This is a genomic window from Thalassospira profundimaris (assembly GCF_003326755.1).
GTDB lineage: Bacteria > Pseudomonadota > Alphaproteobacteria > Rhodospirillales > Thalassospiraceae > Thalassospira > Thalassospira profundimaris_B.
Map to the genome: position 1 here is coordinate 83,552 of NZ_JPWH01000008.1, position 18,072 is coordinate 101,623.

Genomic DNA, 18,072 nt, shown 5'->3' on the forward strand with positions numbered 1-18,072 from the left:
ACGCCGTGTACTGGGTTTTACCGTTTACACAGTGGGAACGGTGCCGCCATCGATAGTGTAATCGGCACCATGGATGGACATGGCCCGGTTTGACGTCAGAAAAGCGGCCAGTTCGGCAACTTCATCGGGGCGGCCAGGGCGACCAATGGGGATGCCGCCGAGCGATTGCATCAGTTTATCGCGGGCTTCATCGGCGCTGCAGCCATCCTGCGTTGCAAGGCGGTTGATCAGGTTGGTGGCGGCGGTGGTTTCGATAAAACCCGGCGAAATTGTATTTACGCGAATACCTTTCGGCCCCATTTCCTTTGCCAGTCCCTTGCTATAGGTGCTGAGTGCGGCCTTGGCACTGGCATAGGCAAGGGTGGCCTCGAACAGGGGTAGGCGGCGCTGGATGGATGAGATATGCAGGATAACGCCATCCTGACGGTCGATCATGCCGGGCAGAAAACCGCGATCCAGGCGCACTGCCGCCATCAGGTTGGTGTTCAGGCTATAGGCCCAGTCCTCGTCAGACAGGCCCAGTGCACCACCACCGGGAGCGACAGAGCCACCAACATTATTGATCAGGATATCAATGCCGCCCAGTTCACCTATGACGGTATCGACGATTTTTGCGGTGCCTTCGGCGGTGGAAATATCGGCAGGAATAAACAGGCCGGGATGTTCGACCGGCGCGCTACGTGCGGTGCTGGCAACCGTGGCACCGGCATTATGCAGGCGATGCAAAATGGCCTGGCCCATACCCTTGGTCCCCCCTGTTACCAGAACACGGCGACCTTTGAATTCGGTTTGGTCAATTTCATAGGGAAATTTGTGCATTATTCGATCTCCAGCCCGGAAATTTTGTCGTTTTGCAGGGTGAAGAGATAACCCAGCGTGACAGGTGATCCTTTGAAATTTCCCGAAACCCGGGCGCTGACAGAGATTTTAACCGTTGTTTGGGGTGCAAGCAGGGTGGAAGTGGGGACATCGGATGAAACGGATGTTGCATCGATTAGGTCGTGGATGGCATCGGTATTCCCAACGGCACGGGATATCCATTTTCCGATGGCATCACGGCCATCGATATTTTGTTTTTCATCATGAATTTGAGCATCGGTGGTAAAGCAGCGCGTGACAGAAGCCCAGTCCCGATGGTTGCAATGGTCGAAAAAGCCGTGAATGGACGGCGGAAGCTGAATTGTCATGGTTCATACCTTGCAGCGTTAGGGCGTGACGCAAGCACGCCGTTATTGTCGTGAGGACAGGCTGCCGATATGATGAAAAAAGGACAAGAACCGACAAAAAAGTAAGGTACTTACCTGTGAGTAAGAAATGGGGTTTTGGGGCCGATACGCCCGCCGCCGGTGTCGAAGAAATTTTGAAAATGCTGGAAGGCCGCTGGAAACTGGTGATTTTATTTCACCTTTTTGGCGGGCAGGTAAAGCGATTCTCGGAACTGGAACGGGCGATTGACGGCATTTCACAGAAGATGCTGATCCAGCAGCTTCGGCAGATGGAGGCCGACGGAATTGTCCAGCGCATTGTGTATCATCAGGTGCCGCCCAAGGTCGAATATTGCCTGACGGATTGGGGACAATCGCTTTGCCCTGTGCTGGATGCGCTGCTGAAATGGGCTGACTTGAGACCTGTGCCAGAGCCGATAGAGGCAATCGCCCAAGACTGATTTTGCGATGGGCGCGTGCCAATCGGCGGATGCACTGCAGGTCATGGGGAAATGAAAAAGGCGGATGCCAGTGGTGCACCCGCCTTTTTTGTTGTGATTTCCGATCAGATGAAAGGGGTTATTCTTGTGCTAATGCGTCGGTCAGAAAATCTTCAACTGTTTGCGGTTGGTGGCCTAAAAGCATGGCGGCATCCGGGCTGACTTTGTCGTAATCGCCATTTTTTGCGCCGACATAGAGCCCGGAAATGGCGATTACCCCATGTTCCGGAAGGCCGATATTGCGCAAAATACCCTGGTAAACGTCGTCGGGCAGGTCGGCAAAATGGATGTCCTTGCCCGTTGCCTTGCTGATGATGGCGGCGATTTCACTGTGTGTGATCGCCTTGGTCCCGGTCAGTTCATAGGTTTTGTTAACGTGCTGTTCCGGGTTGGCAAGGACAATGGCGGCAATTTCCGCCAGATTGTTCCGCGAAATAAAGGTAATGCCCGCATCGCCAGCCGGTGCTGCATATTGCCCGGTTTCAAGGGCATGGGGCACGCCACCCAACAGCAGATCAGCATAAAAGCTGTTGCGCAGGATGGTATAATTCAGGCCGCTTTGGTGAATGAAGGCCTCGGTATCGGCGTGGATGGCGGAATAGGTAAAGGCGCTGTCGGTGCGCGGGTCGATCACACTGGTATAGATCACATGTTTGACCCCGGCATTTTTCGCCGCCGTAATCGCATTGCGGTGCTGGCGGATGCGGGTTTCATTGTCGGCTTCGGCCGAAATGATCAATGCCGTGTCAATGTCGGTAAAGGCCTGTTCCATCAATGCCGGGTCATCAAAATCGCCCTTGCGAACCTCAATGCCTTTGGCGGCAATCGCGTCGGCCTTTTCCGGGCTGCGGGTGCTAACGGCAAGGTCGTTTGGGGTAAGACGGTGTAGGGCATGGTCCAGGGCCAGGGTTCCAAAATGTCCGGATGCGCCGGTGATCAGCTTTTTCATCAATTTTCTCCGAATTCATGGGCAGTAGCTGCGTTTGTCACTGATCGTGCCGCGAAAATGGCATACAATCAATTCGATGAAATGAATGGAATTCATGTATGAAATTAGATGAGTTTGATCTGGACTTTCGGTTGTTGCATCTGTTCATCACCATTTATGATCAGGGATCGGTGACAGCGGCGGCGTCGGTTTTGGGGGTGGGGCAGCCCACGGTCAGCCACGGGTTGGAAAGATTGCGCAAAATTGTGGGGGATCCGCTGTTTGTGCGGGCCGGGCGCGGCATTATTCCAACCGCCCATGCCAGTGAAATGGCCCCGCGCATCCGCCAGATGATGGAGGAAATGCGCAGCCTGACACGGTTGAACAGTTTTGATCCAACGAACCCGGAACACAGCCTTCACTGCGTGATTGGCGCAAATGATTATGATGTGACGGTTGTTTTGTCGCGGCTTTTTCGGCGCTTGCAAAGCTATCGGGCGGATGTGTCGCTGAGAATCCGTCCGGTGCGCAGCTATCAGGAACAGGTCGCCAAATTGCGTGATGGTTCGGTTGATCTGACCATTACCGCCGATTATCGCGGCGATGCCGGCGATATCATCCAGCGGGCCTTATTCGATGAAGATATAAAATGTTATTATGATCCGGCATTTTATGCGCAGCCGCCCGACACGCTGGACCGCTATTGCGCCGCATCCCATGCACGTATAGTTTTTGGTGATGATGAAAGTGCCCCGATAGACGAGGTCCTGGCGCAAATGGGGCGTTCACGGCGCACGGTTTTGCAGGTGTCTTCTTTCCACATGATCCCGCGCCTGATTGCCGGTACGGCGGTTATGGCGACTCTGCCCTCGCGTTTGGCCGATACGGTGATGGCCGGTTTTGCCTCCTGCCGCTGTCCGCTGGATATCCCATCGGTCCAGTTTTATCAAAGCTGGCATGTGCGTAATGCGTCCTCGGCCGGGCACCGCTGGTTGCGCGACCAGATATTTCAGATCGCGCGATCCATTGCCAATAGCGGTGATAAACAGGGGGACGGGCCGCGTGTTTGAGCCGCGCGTCAGGCGATATGTCAGACAAGCGCCTTGCGTGCCACATCCCAATGCGGGCATTTGCCATCGGCCGTGATTTTAACACCACCGACCCAGCGGGTGCCGCAATAGATGTCAAAAAAGCGTTTGTTGCCCTGCATGACGGCGCGGCCGGTTTGGGTCAGCGTCAGGGTGCGTTCCGGCCAGGGCAGGGTGGCATCATCCATGTCAAACAGGCCTTCGCTGCCTGCCGACAGGGTCGTCATGTCGTCCAGGACATGCCAGAACATCAGATCGCCGAGGAAAGGCAGGGGTTCCTTGTCGCGCATCAGGCGGCCAAACACGCGACCGGCGGTTAACGGCCCGGCTTCATCGAGAATTTCCAAAACCAGTTGCTGGGTCAGGGACAAATCATTGTCGCTGGCAGGCAGTTCGGCAAGGTGGCGTTGCAACGCCTTTGCCATCAGGCCAATCGGGCGGGTGGCAGAGGATGATTTGGCAAAAGTTGCGAGTTCCGCCGGGTCGGAAGTGCGCACCGCTTTCCATACCTTGCGGCCCAGATCATAGTGTGAATCACCCACCAGGGTGCGGGTATTTTCCCACGCCCAGCGCAGTTGATCCGGGCTTAGCTGGCCCAGGCCGGTGAATTTTTCAATATCGGGCACCGAATTAATGCAAATCAGTTCGACCCTGGCAGGCAGGCGGAGCGCGCCGAAAAAATCGAGCAGGAAGGCGAGAATAAGCTGGTCGTAGCTGTCATGTTCAAACCACAAAACGATATGGCGATAATCGCCCGCCGCCATCAGGGCGCTATATTCGGCATGTTGCCGGGTTTGGGTTTCTTCGCTATCCAGATCATAGGCATTGGCGATAAAATCGGCCCGGGTCTGCATCAGCACGGGCAGGGGAAGGTCGGGCACCGGCCCCTGACAGAAGGGATCGGAAAATTCCTGAAAATGGCCGCGAAAACCGGCCAGCTCCAGCGTGTTGCGAATGTCCGACCCACAGCGGATATGCAATGTGCCGGGGGTATCGGGCACGGTCATCCAGCCGGTGGCAAGTTGCTGTTCGGTTAACACCATCTGGTCGATATGGGTTTTCATTTCCGGCCAACTGATAAAGCCATGCTCGCGGGCCAGAATTTGCTGGGCATCGGAAACCTTGAATTCCTCGGGTTTGCGATGCGCCCCTTTGGGATGATGTTCAAGCAGGCGTTTGCGGGCATCGGCTTCGTTGGCGCGCAACGATTTCAGCAGCGTGCGGGACTGCTTCTTAAGCACATCGATATTCAGGACACCGCGCGCAATGTCTTCATTTACCGTTTTTGTGCCACTCATTTCGTTGCGATCCTATTGTTGCGCGTTATCACTCAATAATCCGCCGTCAGACCGGGCCCAAATGCCCCCTTTTAAACGGCGAATCAAATTGTGATCACTCCCTTATCAGGTTGCATCAACAATTTCTATTTTGCTGTCGCATTCCATTAATTTTGCCAGTTTGGACAGGCGCTGATCGACGACTTCGCCATTAAGGTCGCCAATTTTGCGGTCCAGGCGCAGGATCAGGGTTTTGTCATCAAGCACCAGTTCGCTATGCGGCAGGATGCCCTCGACCCCGCCCGAAAGGGTGTGACCAAGGCGAATGGCATGGCCAAACAGGCGGCCGGTTTTGCGGGTATCTTCGTCTAACAGGCGGTCACAGGCGGCGTCGCCCCGGAAATTGCCGGTATAGCGCGACCCGATGGTATAGGCGAGAAACACACGGTCAATGTGGCTCAGATCAAGGTAGGGATGTCTGACGACGCGGTTATAACTTTGTTCGGCCCGGTAATCGGGATGGTCGTTCCAGCCAATATCGCCAATGATGCAGGCTGCAAGGCGCAGGCGGCGCAAATTGGCTGGTTGGTCACGAAAGATCGGGTCGGTCCAGCGATAAAGCTCTTCGCCGTGCTGATGAAAACGTTCGCTATCCTCGGCAAAGCTCAGGCAGGTTTCCAGCAGCGGGTCGCGGTCGCGCACTTCTTCGGGCAGGGCTTCAAACATCCAGCCCTCGCGCAGCCCATGCCCCGAAAAGATGACGTTTTTTGCCTTCATGCGGTTGATCAGGTGGTGCATGACCAGGGCGGCATGGGGCAGGCTGTCGGTCCGGCGTTTGGAAACCCCGCCGATTTTTTCCAGCGAGGCGCGGCTTTGCTGCGAGATGATACGTGTTAAATCGGAAATTTCCCCAAACGGCATGGTCATGTTATGCACGACCGAAATGGGGTAGTTTTCCTGCGCGATATAAAGTTTGGCAATGGACCGCCAGGAGCCGCCAACGGCAAAAAGCGGCAGTTTTTCATGTTTGGTCAGCCAGGGAACGCTATCAAGATGCTGGTTGACCTCGTCTTCCAGTGCCTTGCGGTTGCTGCCAAACACGGTATGCAGGCGCATCGCCCCCAGTGGCAGGCTGACACGTTCCAGGATCTGCCCTTGATCAAGCAGTACAAGCTCAAGCGAGCCGCCGCCAATATCGCCCATGATGCCGGTTGCGTGCGGGTCGCCGGAAATGATGCCAAGGCCCGAAAGACGGGCTTCTTCCAGGCCATCAATGATTTTGATGGTCAGGCCGGTTTCATCAAACACACGACGGCAGAAATAATCACCGTCGCTGGCCGCACGCACGGCTGCGGTTGCCAAAACATCCACCCGCGAAATTTTCATGGCGCGTAACAGGGTGGCAAAGCGGCGCAGGGCACCGATTGCCATTTCAACCCCTTCCGGATTCAGTTTTCCTGATCCATCCGGGTCACGGCCCAAACCGCACATGACCTTTTCGTTGAAAATGGGGGCGGGAGCACGCGTTTGACCATCAAAAACGACAAGCCGGACAGAGTTTGACCCGACATCAATGATGGCAATGCGCTTTGAGACCCGTTGATCGGTAAGCATGTGGCTGAAAATACCCGGTTATTTATTCGTCAAGAACCAGCACCGGAACAGAAGACATATTGTCTTCGTCAAGGGCGCTGCCCCGGCCCGATAGGGACGGATTGGTCATGAAATAGTTGTGGGCCGAAAACGCATCCTTGTCCGCCTCGCACCTTTCATAAGACCCGTCCGGTTGCAGATACCAGCTTTGGGCGGTGTCTTTTAAATTCGCAATCATGATTTGTTCGATGATCTGGCGATGGCAAGTGGGGTTCTCGATGGGAACCAGGCATTCAACCCGGCGATTGAGGTTGCGCGGCATCCAGTCGGCCGAGGAAATGAACGCCTTGGCCTTGCGCGAGGGCAGCTTTGCCCCATTGGCAAAAACCACAATACGGGAATGTTCCAGGAACCGCCCGACAATGGATTTAACACGGATATTTTCCGAAAGCCCCGGCACACCCGGGCGGAGGCAGCAAATCCCGCGCACCACCAGTTCCACCGGCACCCCGGCCTGAGAAGCGCGATAAAGCGCATCAATCACAACCGGGTCCACCAGGCTGTTCATTTTGGCCCATACGCCACAGGGTTTGCCAGCTTGGGCGTTTTCGATTTCCTTTTCGATATTAGCCACCAGGCTGGGGCGCAATGTGTGCGGGGCAATAGCGATTTTTTCCAGCGAGCGCGGGGTGGCATAGCCGGTCATGAAATTGAAAATGCTGCCCGCATCGCGGCCCAGGGCCGGATCACACGAGAAAAAGGAAATGTCGGTATAGAATTTGGCCGTGATCGGGTGATAGTTGCCGGTGCCAAAATGGCAATAGGTCCGAAGGCCGTGGGTTTCGCGGCGCACCACCAGCGAAATCTTGGCATGTGTTTTCCATTCCAGGAAGCCATAAACCACCTGGCACCCGGCGCGTTCAAGGTCTGCCGCCCAGCGCAGATTGGCTTCCTCGTCAAAGCGGGCCTTGAGCTCGACCATTGCGGTAACGGATTTCCCGGCTTCGGCGGCGGCGATCAGCGCCTTGACGATCGGGCTGTTTTCCGATGTGCGATAGAGCGTTTGCTTGATGGCGACAACTTCGGGGTCGCGCGCGGCCTGCAACAGGAACTGCACCACCACGTCGAAATCTTCAAACGGGTGATGAACCACCAGGTCCTTTTTGCTGATCGCGGCAAAACAGTCTCCGCCAAAGTCGCGCACCCGTTCGGGGTAACGTGCGGCATAGGGCGGGAACAGCAGGTCGTGATGCAAATCGGAATCGATCAGCTGTTTAACATCGACAACCCCCAGAAGGCCGTCAACCTTGACCACCTGTTCGGGCGCGACATTGAGTTCGTCGATCACGAAGTTCAGAAGGTCCTCGGGGATGGAGGCATTGACTTTCAGCCGGATGATGCTGCCACGACGGCGGCGTTTGAGCGCGGTTTTGAACACGCGCACCAGATCTTCGGCCTCTTCCTCGATTTCCACGTCAGAGTCGCGGATCACGCGGAACATTCCGTGTTCGATCAGATCGAATCCGGGGAACAGTTTATCCAGATACATCAAAACCGCATGTTCCAGCGGCAGGTACCGTTCGGTGCGGCCGGGCAGGCGCAGGAAACGGCCAATTTTGGGCGGCATCGGGATCAGCCCGCGCATATTGTGCCCGTCGGACGGGTCAAACAACTGCATGACAATGGCAAACCCCAGGTTCGGAATGAACGGGAAGGGGTGTGACGGGTCAATGGCAAGCGGCGTCAGGGTGGGGAAAATTTCCCGCATGAAATAGCCATCGAGCCATTTGCGGTCTGTCTGGGTCAGATCGTCGGGCTGAATAAGGGAAATGCCCTTTTGGTGCATGTCGGCACGCAATTGCTGCCAGATGCGCTGCTGGTCCTGCAAAAGCTGGTTGGCATCAAAGGTAATGGCGCGCAACTGTTCGGACGGGCTTAAACCATCCTGGCTGATATTGGTCATGCCCGCACGGACCTGACCCACCAGGCCCGCCACACGCACCATGTAAAATTCGTCCAGGTTGCTGGCCGAAATGGACAGAAAACGCAGCCGTTCAAGCAGCGGGTGGTTCTGATTCTGCGCTTCTTCGAGAACGCGGCCATTAAAGGCAAGCCAGGAAAGTTCACGATTGATGAAGCGTTTTTCCGAATCAATGGTGATTGCACTTGATTGAATTGCCGCAGCGTGTTTCACGCAAAGCCTCCTGCCATGAGCCATATGGTGTTGGAATTAAAACGCCACCATCTCTCTTGCCTGCGAGTATACGATAACTGATTGTTAAACTGCAATTTGTAACCCGGAAAAAGCAATTGCGCCAATGATGGTCAAATAGATTCGACGCGGCAGAATAGTCAAAAAAAGCGTCCTGAAATCCTACAATTATGTGTCAGTTTTTTACATGGTATCGACGTTCACCTTATGGCATGTCTGTGGGCGAAAACATTGATCCATCATAAACGGGCCAAATGTTCATGAAGACGTTGTTGTTGTTGCGGCATGCCAAATCAAGCTGGGAGGACCCGGCCCGGGCGGACCATGACCGCGAACTCAATCCGCGCGGGGAAAAGGCCGCCCCGGTTATGGGCCGTTTTTTACTGCGCGAGGGGCTGATGCCCGATCTGGTCTGGTGTTCGACGGCGGTGCGCGCGGTGCAAACACTGGGGCTGTTGGGGCGGCAATTTGCCGAAACCGACCGGGTGATTTATGCCGAAGACCTGTATATGGCGCGCGAAACCGCCCTTTTGAAATGCCTGCAGCAAACCCATGACGATGCCGATACCGTGATGATGGTGGGTCATAATCCCGGTATGGAAAGTTTTGCCCTGGAATTGATCGGCGATGACAGCAACGGGTTTCGTTCGGAGATGGAGCGCAAATTTCCCACCTGTGCGTTATGCCATTTCACCTTCGAGATTGATGACTGGGCCGATATTACATGGCGTGGCGGGCAGTTGCAGCGGTTCATCAAGGTCAAGCAATTGCAAGGGGAAATCCCGTCTGGTTCGGACGATGCCGCAACCGGTGCAGGGGATGCGTCTGCCAATACTTGACGCGGGCAGGCGAGAAGCGTTTTATACGGGAAAATTCGGATGCTGACAGGCGTGTCAGATAAGGATGTTGTCGCAAATAAGCCGGGTCGGGTGCCGTTTTGGCACAGAGCACGGCAGATTTGCGCGTTTTTTGTTTGACAGCGCCGGTCAGCCATGCACCTTTGCGGCCCAATCGCGGCCCAAAATATAACGCAACCTGGAAAGACCATGCACCCTTATCGCTCTCATAATTGCAATGCACTTCGCGTTTCCGATGCCGACGCCCAAGTCCGCCTGTCTGGCTGGATTCACCGCAAACGCGACCACGGCAACCTTCTGTTTGTCGATTTGCGCGATCATTATGGTATCACCCAGGTCGTGATCGACATTTCCAGCCCGCTTTTCGAGGTTCTGGACAAATCACGCGCCGAAAGCGTGATTACGGTTGACGGCAAGGTGGTTAAGCGGACCCCCGAAACCATCAATCCGAACCTGCCGACGGGCGAGATCGAGGTTTATGCCTCGAATATCGAAGTCCAGTCCTCGGCCGATGTGCTGCCGATGCCGGTTTTTGGCGATGTTGAATATGGCGAAGAAGTTCGCTTGCGTCATCGTTACCTCGATCTGCGTCGCGAAAGTGTTCATAAAAACATCGTGCTGCGTTCGCAGGTGATTTCGGCGATGCGCCAGAAAATGACGGCCCAGGGGTTCCTTGAAATCCAGACGCCCATTCTGACCGCATCCTCGCCGGAAGGCGCACGCGACTTTCTGGTGCCCTCGCGCACCCATCCGGGCAAGTTTTATGCCCTGCCGCAGGCACCCCAGCAGTTCAAACAGCTTCTGATGGTTTCGGGCTTTGACCGTTATTTCCAGATCGCACCGTGCTTCCGCGATGAGGACGCTCGTGCCGACCGGTCGCCGGGCGAGTTCTATCAGCTTGACTTTGAAATGGCCTTTGCCACCCAGGATGACGTGTTCGAGGCCATCGAACCGGTCCTGCATGATATTTTTGTCGAGTTCGGTGGGGGTCGTGAAGTGACCAGCTATCCGTTCCCGCGCATTCCGTTTGATGAATCGATGGCAAAGTATGGTTCGGACAAGCCCGACCTGCGCAACCCGCTGATTATCTCGGATGTGACCGAAGCATTCCGTGGCTCGAATTTCGGTATTTTTGCCAAAAATATCGAAAAAGGTTCGGTGGTGCGTGCCATTCCGGCACCGGGCGCTGCCAACCGTCCGCGCAGCTTCTTTGACAAGCTGAATGCCTGGGCCCGGGAAGAGGGTGCAGCCGGTCTTGGTTACATCGTTTATGATGAAAACGGCGAAGCCAAAGGCCCGATTGCCAAGAACCTGGATGCCGAACGCATTGCATCGATCAAGGAAACCACCGGTGTCGCCAATGGCGATGCGGTGTTCTTTGCCTGTGACAAGCCGCTGCCGGCAGCCAAATTTGCCGGTAAATCGCGTGAAAAGATTTGCGATGACCTTGGCCTGCGCGAAGAAGGCAAGTTCAAGTTCTGCTGGATTGTCGATTTCCCGATGTTCGAGGAAGACGACGACGGCAAGATCGAATTCAGCCACAACCCGTTCTCGATGCCCCAGGGTGGCCTGGACGCGCTGGAAAACATGAACCCGCTGGATATTAAAGCCTGGCAGTATGACATCGTTTGTAACGGTATCGAGCTGTCCTCGGGTGCCATTCGTAACCATCGCCCGGACATCATGTACAAGGCGTTTGACATTGCCGGTTATGGCAAGGAAGTGGTTGAAGAACGCTTTGGCGGCATGCTGAACGCCTTCAAATTCGGCGCGCCGCCGCACGGTGGTTCGGCCCCGGGTGTTGACCGTATCGTCATGCTGCTGGCCGATGAACCGAACATTCGCGAAGTCATTGCCTTCCCGCTGAACCAGCAGGCCCAGGATTTGATGATGAATGCGCCTTCGGTTGTTGAAGACCGCCAGCTTAAGGAACTGCATTTGCGGGTACAGTTGCCGCCCAAGGCGAAAAAAGACTGATCACGGCCTTTGTCCGTGACGTAAATCTCCAAAAAGAGCGATTGGCCCGGCTGATCGCTCTTTTTTGTTGCGTATTTGCAACTGGCGTTACCCTTATATTAAGGTGCTGTCGGTCAGAATTGATCAAGGACGTTTATTCGATGGGAGACGGGCCGTGAAAAAGTTTCTGATAGCAGCCGCCCCCCTGTTGCTAAGTGCATGTGGCGGATCGGGGGACGATACGACGTTATCGAGGCTGGCGGATGATCTGATCAGTTATGTCACGACGGGGCGCACTGTTGCCGAAAATCAGCGCACCCTGGTTGCGGGTCAGGGCTGCGGAACGGATGCGTCCCTGTTTGGCAATGGGGATTGCAAGGTGGGTTCCGGGGCGACAATGGGGTTTGTTGATCGCAACGGGGCGTCGGCCATTGCGCCGCTTTCCGGTGCGCGCTCCACTGTTTATGCGGTTAACGCGCCGGTCGAGGATTGGAGCAAACCCGGCCACGGACGTGTACATCCGCTTGGTAATTCTGCCGATGTCATGATTGTTGACCTGCCGCCCGCCGCAAGCCAGCTTGACCCGCCAGTACTTGGGGACGGGGCTGATCGCGCTGATGGGACCAAGCGGGCTGACGAGGCTGATGAAGCGCACGAGGTTGACGGGGCGCTCGCCACGCAGAACGCCACGGGCGGCGTCGTAAAGGCAACAAAGGCAACAAAGGCCAATACCGGCGATACCCTGCCAATCGCAGCCCCAAAGGATATGGCGCCCCTGCCAGAAGACGCCCCGGATGTGAACACAACGGCCCAATCAGATGAAACATCTGATGCGGCTGCGGATGCGATAGCCAAAGAGCAACCGGCCAAGGGAGCAGCAAAAACCGGCGATTTAAGCGGTCTTCAGGCCAGCGTTATGCCAGATGTCATGCCCCCGGAGGCACCGCGCGATGTGCCCGGTGGTGAAAATGGCGACGTTTCGCAATCATCCCTGCCACCTGCACCGGCTGGATCCAAAACGTTGAAGAAAACCCCGTTAACAGGTGGGGCTGTCGGGCCGGATGTGCAAAAACAGGCATCGGGCGGGGATGCCCTTGAAAAAGGGGCATACGACGGGGTGCGTGCAGGTAAATATGTGGTGCTGGGCAGTTTTAACAGCCAGAAGCGTGCCCGTATGGCCCTTGACCAGTTTTCACAATATCATCCGCAATTGATTCCGGCGACGGTAGAGGGTAGGCCTTATCTTAGAATTGCAGTAGGTCCAATGAATATGGCACGGGCAAATGATTTACGCCTTGCTACTGCCAAAAATGGCGTTAAGGATTCGTGGATTTTAAATATCGTTGGCAGCGGAGAATAGATTTGCCAAAAATAGTGCGAAATGCGGCAGGCCGCTATGCAACGCTTGCGGTCGCAGTGGCCTTTGGTGCCGCGCTGGGCGGATGTAGCGCGCAGGCCGGGCCGTCTGCGGCTGCCAATGGTTTGGTGTCGCATGTCGCGGAATACAAGCTGCGACTGGTGTCCACCAGGGCCAACAGCTCCGTTGTTGCCGCGCGCGGGGCCTTTGGTTTCCGGTTTGAAAAGGTGTGTGACGGCTGGATTTCCGAATATCGCAATTCGCTGATTTTGCAGGGGCCGCAGGGCGGTGCTGTCAATTCATCCTATAGCATGACGCAGTGGGAAGATTTTGCGGCCAAACATTACCGGTTTCGGGTGCGTGATTTTCAGGATGGCTATTTGACCGATGAAGTCAACGGGAATGCCGAACGCCTGGATGACAAGGTGGTGGTTCATTACGAAAAACCGGTTGATGTGACCGAGGAACTGCCCGTTGATACCCTGTTTCCGACCCAGCATTCGATCAAGCTGTTGCAACATGCCATTGATGGCGATGTGTTTGCCAGTGACCGGGTTTTTGATGGTGCGGGTGATACGCCGGTTTATCATATCTCGGCCGTGATTTCGGGGAAAATGAAGGCTGAAAACGCCGCCATTGATGCAAACCATATCGCTGATACGCCGTTTCATCGCGTCAGCATGGCGTTTTTCCCGGTTGATGATGATGAAGAACAACCGGCTTATGAAATGTCGGTGGATTACGGGCAAAACGGGATTACCCAGGGCCTGGTGCAAAATTTTGGCGATTTCAAACTGCGCGGCGATTTGGTCAAGGTGCGTGAATTGCCGCCGCCGCAATGTGACTGATCGCGGTTTGGTTTTTATGTGACATGAAAAATGGCCTGTCGCCCGAAATGTGCGAAAGGCCATTTTTTATACCCCGATGATGCCATGACACGCCGTGCCGCGTTTTGCCGACGCGGAACGCTAAACCGGCATTGCCAAAGCCCAATCAGTAATCAGTGCCGCTGGCGCGATTATGCGACGTTGCAGTCCTTGCCATCGCAACAGTAGAGGTCATACAGCGTCTTGATGATGCGCACGGCCTCATCTCCGTTGAGCGAATAATAGATTGTCTGTGCTTCACGCCGTGTGGTGACCAAATGGTCGCGCCGTAATCTGGCAAGATGCTGCGACAGGGCGGACTGGCTTAACCCGATGATCTTTTCAAGTTCGCCGACGGATCGTTCGCCATTGTGTAGCTGGCATAAGATCATCAGTCGGCTTTGGTTGCTCATGGCCTTGAGAAGGGCACTGGCCCTTCCGGCTTGTTGTTCTAATTCTTTTATTTCCATGTGCCTCATTTCATTCCGGTCGTGATCCCGGTTGTGAATGCGTGATAATTTACCCCGTTATCACGGATGGGACGTTGCCCATCTTTTCACAACTGTGGCTTATTTGCAGGTTGGTCACGGACAGGGGCACGCGCATTGCCTTCCGCAGCCCTGTTCAAAAGTATTATATTTGTCTATTTGACCAGTCGCAAAGTCTGATTTGCAAATTGTCAGAAAACTTCAAAATTCCGGTGCAAAAATGGGCGAAATTGGACTTTGGTCGGGTTTATTTCAGGATATATGTGATTTATGCCAAGGCAGATTGCGCCCAAAGATGCAAAGAAGAATTAAATTGCAATTGTTTCCTGGGTGCGTCAAGTCAGGTGTTACATAGTGTTACAGAAAGCCGGGGATGATGTCATTCGGGCGGCGGGGCCGCTTTGGACGATAAAATAAAACAGACCGGCACATAAACGGGAGGCAGCAGACGGGTATGGCAACATTGTTTGTTTCGCATCGTGCCTGCATTGAGCATGATCCTGGGCCCGGCCACCCGGAGCAACCGGACCGCCTGCGGGTTATTCAACGGGTTCTTGAAGCCGAAGAATTCATGTTTCTGCATCGCGAGGAAGCCCGGCGCGGCGATATTGACCTGATCAAACGGGTGCATGACCCGGCCTATGTGGATCGTATTTTTGCCAGGATACCCGAACAGGGTGAAGTATCGCTCGATGGGGATACCTATGTGTCGCCCGCCTCGGGCGAGGCGGCGTTGCGGGCGGTTGGCGGGGCCTGTGTTGCGGTGGACGCCGTCATGCAGGGGCATGAACGCAATGCCTTTGTCGGGGTGCGCCCACCCGGGCACCATGCCGAATATGAACGCGCAATGGGTTTTTGCCTGTTTAACAATGCCGCCGTGGCCGCGCAATATGCCCGCGAAACCTATGGTATCAAGCGGGTTGCGGTAATGGATTTTGATGTGCATCACGGCAATGGTACCCAGGATCTTTTTTATCATGATCCCGACCTGTTTTATTGTTCCACCCATCAATGGCCGCTTTACCCCGGCACGGGCGACCCGATGGACCGGGGATGTGCCAATAATATCCTCAATGTGGGCCTGACGGCAGGCGCGGGCACAGCGGAAATCCAAAAGGCGTTTCATGATTATGTGGTTCCCGGGCTGGTTGGTTTTGCCCCGGAGCTTCTGATTGTTTCTGCCGGGTTTGATGCCCATCGCAATGACCCGCTGGCGGGACTTTCGCTGGTGGAAAGTGATTTTATCTGGATGACCGAACAGCTTTTGAGGGTCGCCGCGCAGTGTTGCGAGAACCGGTTGGTTTCGATTCTGGAAGGGGGCTATGATTTGCCATCCCTGGCATCGTCGGTATTGGCGCATGTGCGGGCATTGATGACGGGCTGATCCGCCCGCCTGCCGCAGCCTGTTGGGCAAATTGCGTAATAGGGGCAAAGTCGGGCCGGGCTTTGTGTTGCCCTGTGGGGGCCTTGCGCGTAAACTCCGCCCAGCCAATAAAAAGGAGCAAACATGTCGGACGCAAATCCTGTCATTCCCGAAGATATTGCCAAACTGAGCTTCGAGGAGGCTTTGGGTCAGCTTGAAAATCTGGTGCGGCAGCTTGAACAGGGGCAGGTGGGCCTTGATGACGCAATTGCATCCTATGAACGGGGTGCTGCCTTAAAACGCCATTGCGCGGAAAAACTGCGTGCTGCCGAAGAACGGATCGAAAAAATTACGCTGGGCGCGGATGGTAAACCCGCCGCCACAGCCACCGAAATCGAATAACCACATTCAAGGCGGAGTCCCGGGTGAGCTATGACCTGATTTCTGCGCTGGGAGAGGCATCTGCCGATCTTGGCGACATGCTTGACAAGATCCTGCCACGTCCTGACGGGCAGATTGAAGAACGCCTGTTTGAGGCGATGCGGTATTCGACAATGGGCGAAGGCAAACGGCTGCGACCGTTTTTGGTCATGGCATCATCCGCGCTTTTCAAGGTGTCACGGACATCGGCGCTTCGTGTGGCCGCCGCAATTGAAATGGTCCATACCTATTCGCTGATCCATGACGATTTACCGGCAATGGATAACGATGATCTGCGGCGCGGCAAACCGAGCTGCCACAAACAGTTTGACGAAGCCACCGCCATTCTGGCAGGCGATGCCCTGTTGACCCAGGCCTTTGAGGTGCTGGCCGACGAGGAAACCCATCCCGACCCGCGTGTCTGTACGCAGCTTGTGCGGGCAATGGCGCGGGCGGCGGGCCCCTATGGCATGGTTGGCGGGCAAATGATTGACCTGGCGGGCGAGGGCAAAAGCCTGAGCGAAACCCAGGTGACGCAATTGCATTTGTTAAAAACCGGGCGAATATTCGCCTTTGCCTGCGAGGCCGGGGCGATTTTGGGCAAGGCCCCCAATACGATGCGCATGGGGCTTCGGGCCTATGCCCACGATATGGGCCTGGCCTTCCAGATCAAGGATGACCTGCTGGATGTCGAAGCCAGCAGCGATGATCTGGGTAAAACGGCGGGTAAGGACCAGGAGCAGGCAAAATCCACCTATGTGAAGCTTCTGGGTCTGGAGCAGGCGCGCAAACAGGCACAGATGCTGTGTGATCAGGCCATTCGTCATCTTGATGCCTTTGATAACGAGGCAGAACCGCTTCGCGCCGTGGCCCGCTTTGTGATTGACCGCAAACGCTGAGCCCTTGGGAAAGCAGGGCTGCCTTATGCCGGAGATTGAGGAAAAAACCGCCTATCATGCGGGCTTTCGGGACCGGGTGTTTGACAAGGACCCGTTCCCGCTGGCCTTGTGGTATCCGGCGCGCGGCAAAGAAACGCCGGTACGCCATATGGGTGTTGCCAGCACGGCGGCACGCAATGCCGGTTTTGCGCCGGGCGGGCCCTTTCCTCTGGTGCTGATTTCGCACGGGTCGGAAGGACACCGGTTTGTGCATTTCTGGCTGGCGGAATATCTGGCCCGGCGCGGCTATATTGTCGCGGCCTTGCAGCATAATGGCGATAATTACCTGGATGCCGCGGATGCGCGGTCATTGGCGATTATTGAACGCCGTCCGCTGGAAATGAAACAGGCACTGGACCTGCTTTTGGCACAGGATGATATTGCCCCGCATATTGATGCCACCCGCATTTGTGCCCTGGGGCATTCGGCGGGCGGGGCGACGGTTTTTAAACTGGCGGGCTGGCAGTTCGATGCCGGGGAATGGCAGCGTTATTGTGCCGCCAATCGCGACTCAGACCGGGTGATTTGCGAATTTGTGCCTGATCAAACCGACCTGGACCGTTTGCGCGGCCGCTATGGTGTGCCCATTGTACCGGCACGCGACGAACGCATTTCGGCCATCATTGCCATTGCCCCGGCCTTTGGCGTGGCGGCAACCCGTGCCGGGTTTGAAAATGTTGATATTCCGATGCTGGTGATAGAGGCGGAAACCGATGAAGTTTTGCTTCACGATGTCAATGCGGCCCGTTTTCGCCAGTTGTTGCAGGGCAGGGCCGGTTTTGTGCGCATAAAGGGGGCGGGGCATTATTCGTTCCTGCCGCCCTGTACGGAATATATTGCGCAAAATTTCCCGCATTTGTGCCGGGATTTTGGCCGGGAAAGGCCGCATATTCATCATAGTGTGCAGCAGCTTGTGGCGCATTTTCTCGATCGCGTTCATGCCGGTTGAATTTGGCTTATTTTCGGGGTCGCTAATTTTATCCAACCCCGCTATTTTACGCCCCTTGCAATGGGATTGCCAAAG

17 protein-coding genes are annotated in these 18,072 nt (G+C 55.5%); 10 read left to right on the top strand and 7 right to left on the bottom strand.

What is annotated here, in order from left to right:
* Positions 1-24: 24 nt before the first annotated feature.
* Together TH25_RS11110 and TH25_RS11115 are read right to left on the bottom strand one after the other, a co-directional pair.
* Positions 25-819 (bottom strand): SDR family oxidoreductase, encoded by a 795-nt coding sequence (locus tag TH25_RS11110; RefSeq protein WP_114088489.1) that lies wholly within the window; start codon positions 817-819, stop codon positions 25-27.
* Entirely contained in the window at positions 819-1,187 is a 369-nt protein-coding gene (locus tag TH25_RS11115) for a nuclear transport factor 2 family protein (RefSeq protein WP_114088490.1), read from the bottom strand. The genes TH25_RS11110 and TH25_RS11115 overlap by 1 nt, the downstream gene beginning before the upstream one ends.
* 116 nt (positions 1,188-1,303) lie before the next feature.
* Here TH25_RS11115 and TH25_RS11120 point away from each other — a divergent pair, with 116 nt between their 5' ends.
* Entirely contained in the window at positions 1,304-1,666 is a 363-nt protein-coding gene (locus tag TH25_RS11120; protein ID WP_473243023.1) for a winged helix-turn-helix transcriptional regulator, read from the top strand.
* Positions 1,667-1,784: 118 nt separating this feature from the next.
* Here TH25_RS11120 and TH25_RS11125 read toward each other — a convergent pair whose 3' ends face one another.
* Positions 1,785-2,654 (bottom strand): SDR family oxidoreductase, encoded by an 870-nt coding sequence (locus TH25_RS11125; RefSeq protein WP_114088492.1) that lies wholly within the window; start codon positions 2,652-2,654, stop codon positions 1,785-1,787.
* 98 nt (positions 2,655-2,752) lie between these two features.
* Between TH25_RS11125 and TH25_RS11130 the strand changes: the two genes are divergently transcribed.
* Positions 2,753-3,703: a LysR family transcriptional regulator gene (locus TH25_RS11130; RefSeq protein WP_114088493.1), complete on the top strand. Its 951-nt coding sequence runs from the start codon at positions 2,753-2,755 to the stop codon at positions 3,701-3,703.
* A 20-nt stretch (positions 3,704-3,723) separates the two neighbouring features.
* On the opposite strand, the gene TH25_RS11135 is transcribed toward TH25_RS11130, so the two are convergent.
* The 3 genes from TH25_RS11135 to TH25_RS11145 form a co-directional block, all read right to left on the bottom strand.
* Entirely contained in the window at positions 3,724-5,019 is a 1,296-nt protein-coding gene (locus tag TH25_RS11135; protein ID WP_114088494.1) for a DUF1835 domain-containing protein, read from the bottom strand.
* 105 nt (positions 5,020-5,124) lie between these two features.
* Positions 5,125-6,612, bottom strand: coding sequence for a Ppx/GppA family phosphatase (locus TH25_RS11140; protein WP_114088495.1), 1,488 nt, complete (start codon positions 6,610-6,612; stop codon positions 5,125-5,127).
* A gap of 22 nt (positions 6,613-6,634) precedes the next feature.
* Positions 6,635-8,785 carry an RNA degradosome polyphosphate kinase gene (locus tag TH25_RS11145; RefSeq protein ID WP_114088496.1) on the bottom strand — a complete coding sequence of 717 codons (2,151 nt, stop codon included), beginning with the start codon at positions 8,783-8,785 and terminating at the stop codon, positions 6,635-6,637.
* Between the two features lie 278 nt (positions 8,786-9,063).
* Between TH25_RS11145 and TH25_RS11150 the strand changes: the two genes are divergently transcribed.
* From TH25_RS11150 to TH25_RS11165, 4 genes are all read left to right on the top strand, one after another.
* Positions 9,064-9,642 (top strand): SixA phosphatase family protein, encoded by a 579-nt coding sequence (locus TH25_RS11150; RefSeq protein WP_114088497.1) that lies wholly within the window; start codon positions 9,064-9,066, stop codon positions 9,640-9,642.
* A 207-nt stretch (positions 9,643-9,849) separates the two neighbouring features.
* Positions 9,850-11,637, top strand: coding sequence for an aspartate--tRNA ligase (gene aspS, locus TH25_RS11155; RefSeq protein ID WP_114088498.1), 1,788 nt, complete (start codon positions 9,850-9,852; stop codon positions 11,635-11,637).
* Positions 11,638-11,791: 154 nt separating this feature from the next.
* Positions 11,792-12,976, top strand: a complete 1,185-nt coding sequence (locus TH25_RS11160) for a hypothetical protein (RefSeq protein ID WP_114088499.1) — start codon at positions 11,792-11,794, stop codon at positions 12,974-12,976.
* A 2-nt stretch (positions 12,977-12,978) separates the two neighbouring features.
* Positions 12,979-13,821, top strand: coding sequence for an EipB family protein (locus TH25_RS11165; RefSeq protein ID WP_114088500.1), 843 nt, complete (start codon positions 12,979-12,981; stop codon positions 13,819-13,821).
* A gap of 170 nt (positions 13,822-13,991) precedes the next feature.
* On the opposite strand, the gene TH25_RS11170 is transcribed toward TH25_RS11165, so the two are convergent.
* Complete coding sequence (locus TH25_RS11170) at positions 13,992-14,309, bottom strand: ArsR/SmtB family transcription factor (protein ID WP_114088604.1); 318 nt, start codon at positions 14,307-14,309, stop codon at positions 13,992-13,994.
* Between the two features lie 472 nt (positions 14,310-14,781).
* On the opposite strand from TH25_RS11170, the gene TH25_RS11175 reads away from it, so the two are divergent.
* From TH25_RS11175 to TH25_RS11190, 4 genes are all read left to right on the top strand, one after another.
* Positions 14,782-15,711, top strand: coding sequence for a histone deacetylase family protein (locus TH25_RS11175; protein WP_114088501.1), 930 nt, complete (start codon positions 14,782-14,784; stop codon positions 15,709-15,711).
* 123 nt (positions 15,712-15,834) lie between these two features.
* Positions 15,835-16,092: an exodeoxyribonuclease VII small subunit gene (locus TH25_RS11180; protein WP_114088502.1), complete on the top strand. Its 258-nt coding sequence runs from the start codon at positions 15,835-15,837 to the stop codon at positions 16,090-16,092.
* Between the two features lie 77 nt (positions 16,093-16,169).
* Positions 16,170-17,009 (top strand): polyprenyl synthetase family protein, encoded by an 840-nt coding sequence (locus TH25_RS11185; RefSeq protein WP_114088605.1) that lies wholly within the window; start codon positions 16,170-16,172, stop codon positions 17,007-17,009.
* Between the two features lie 25 nt (positions 17,010-17,034).
* Complete coding sequence (locus tag TH25_RS11190) at positions 17,035-17,997, top strand: alpha/beta hydrolase family protein (RefSeq protein ID WP_114088503.1); 963 nt, start codon at positions 17,035-17,037, stop codon at positions 17,995-17,997.
* The last annotated feature ends 75 nt before the right edge of the window (positions 17,998-18,072 follow it).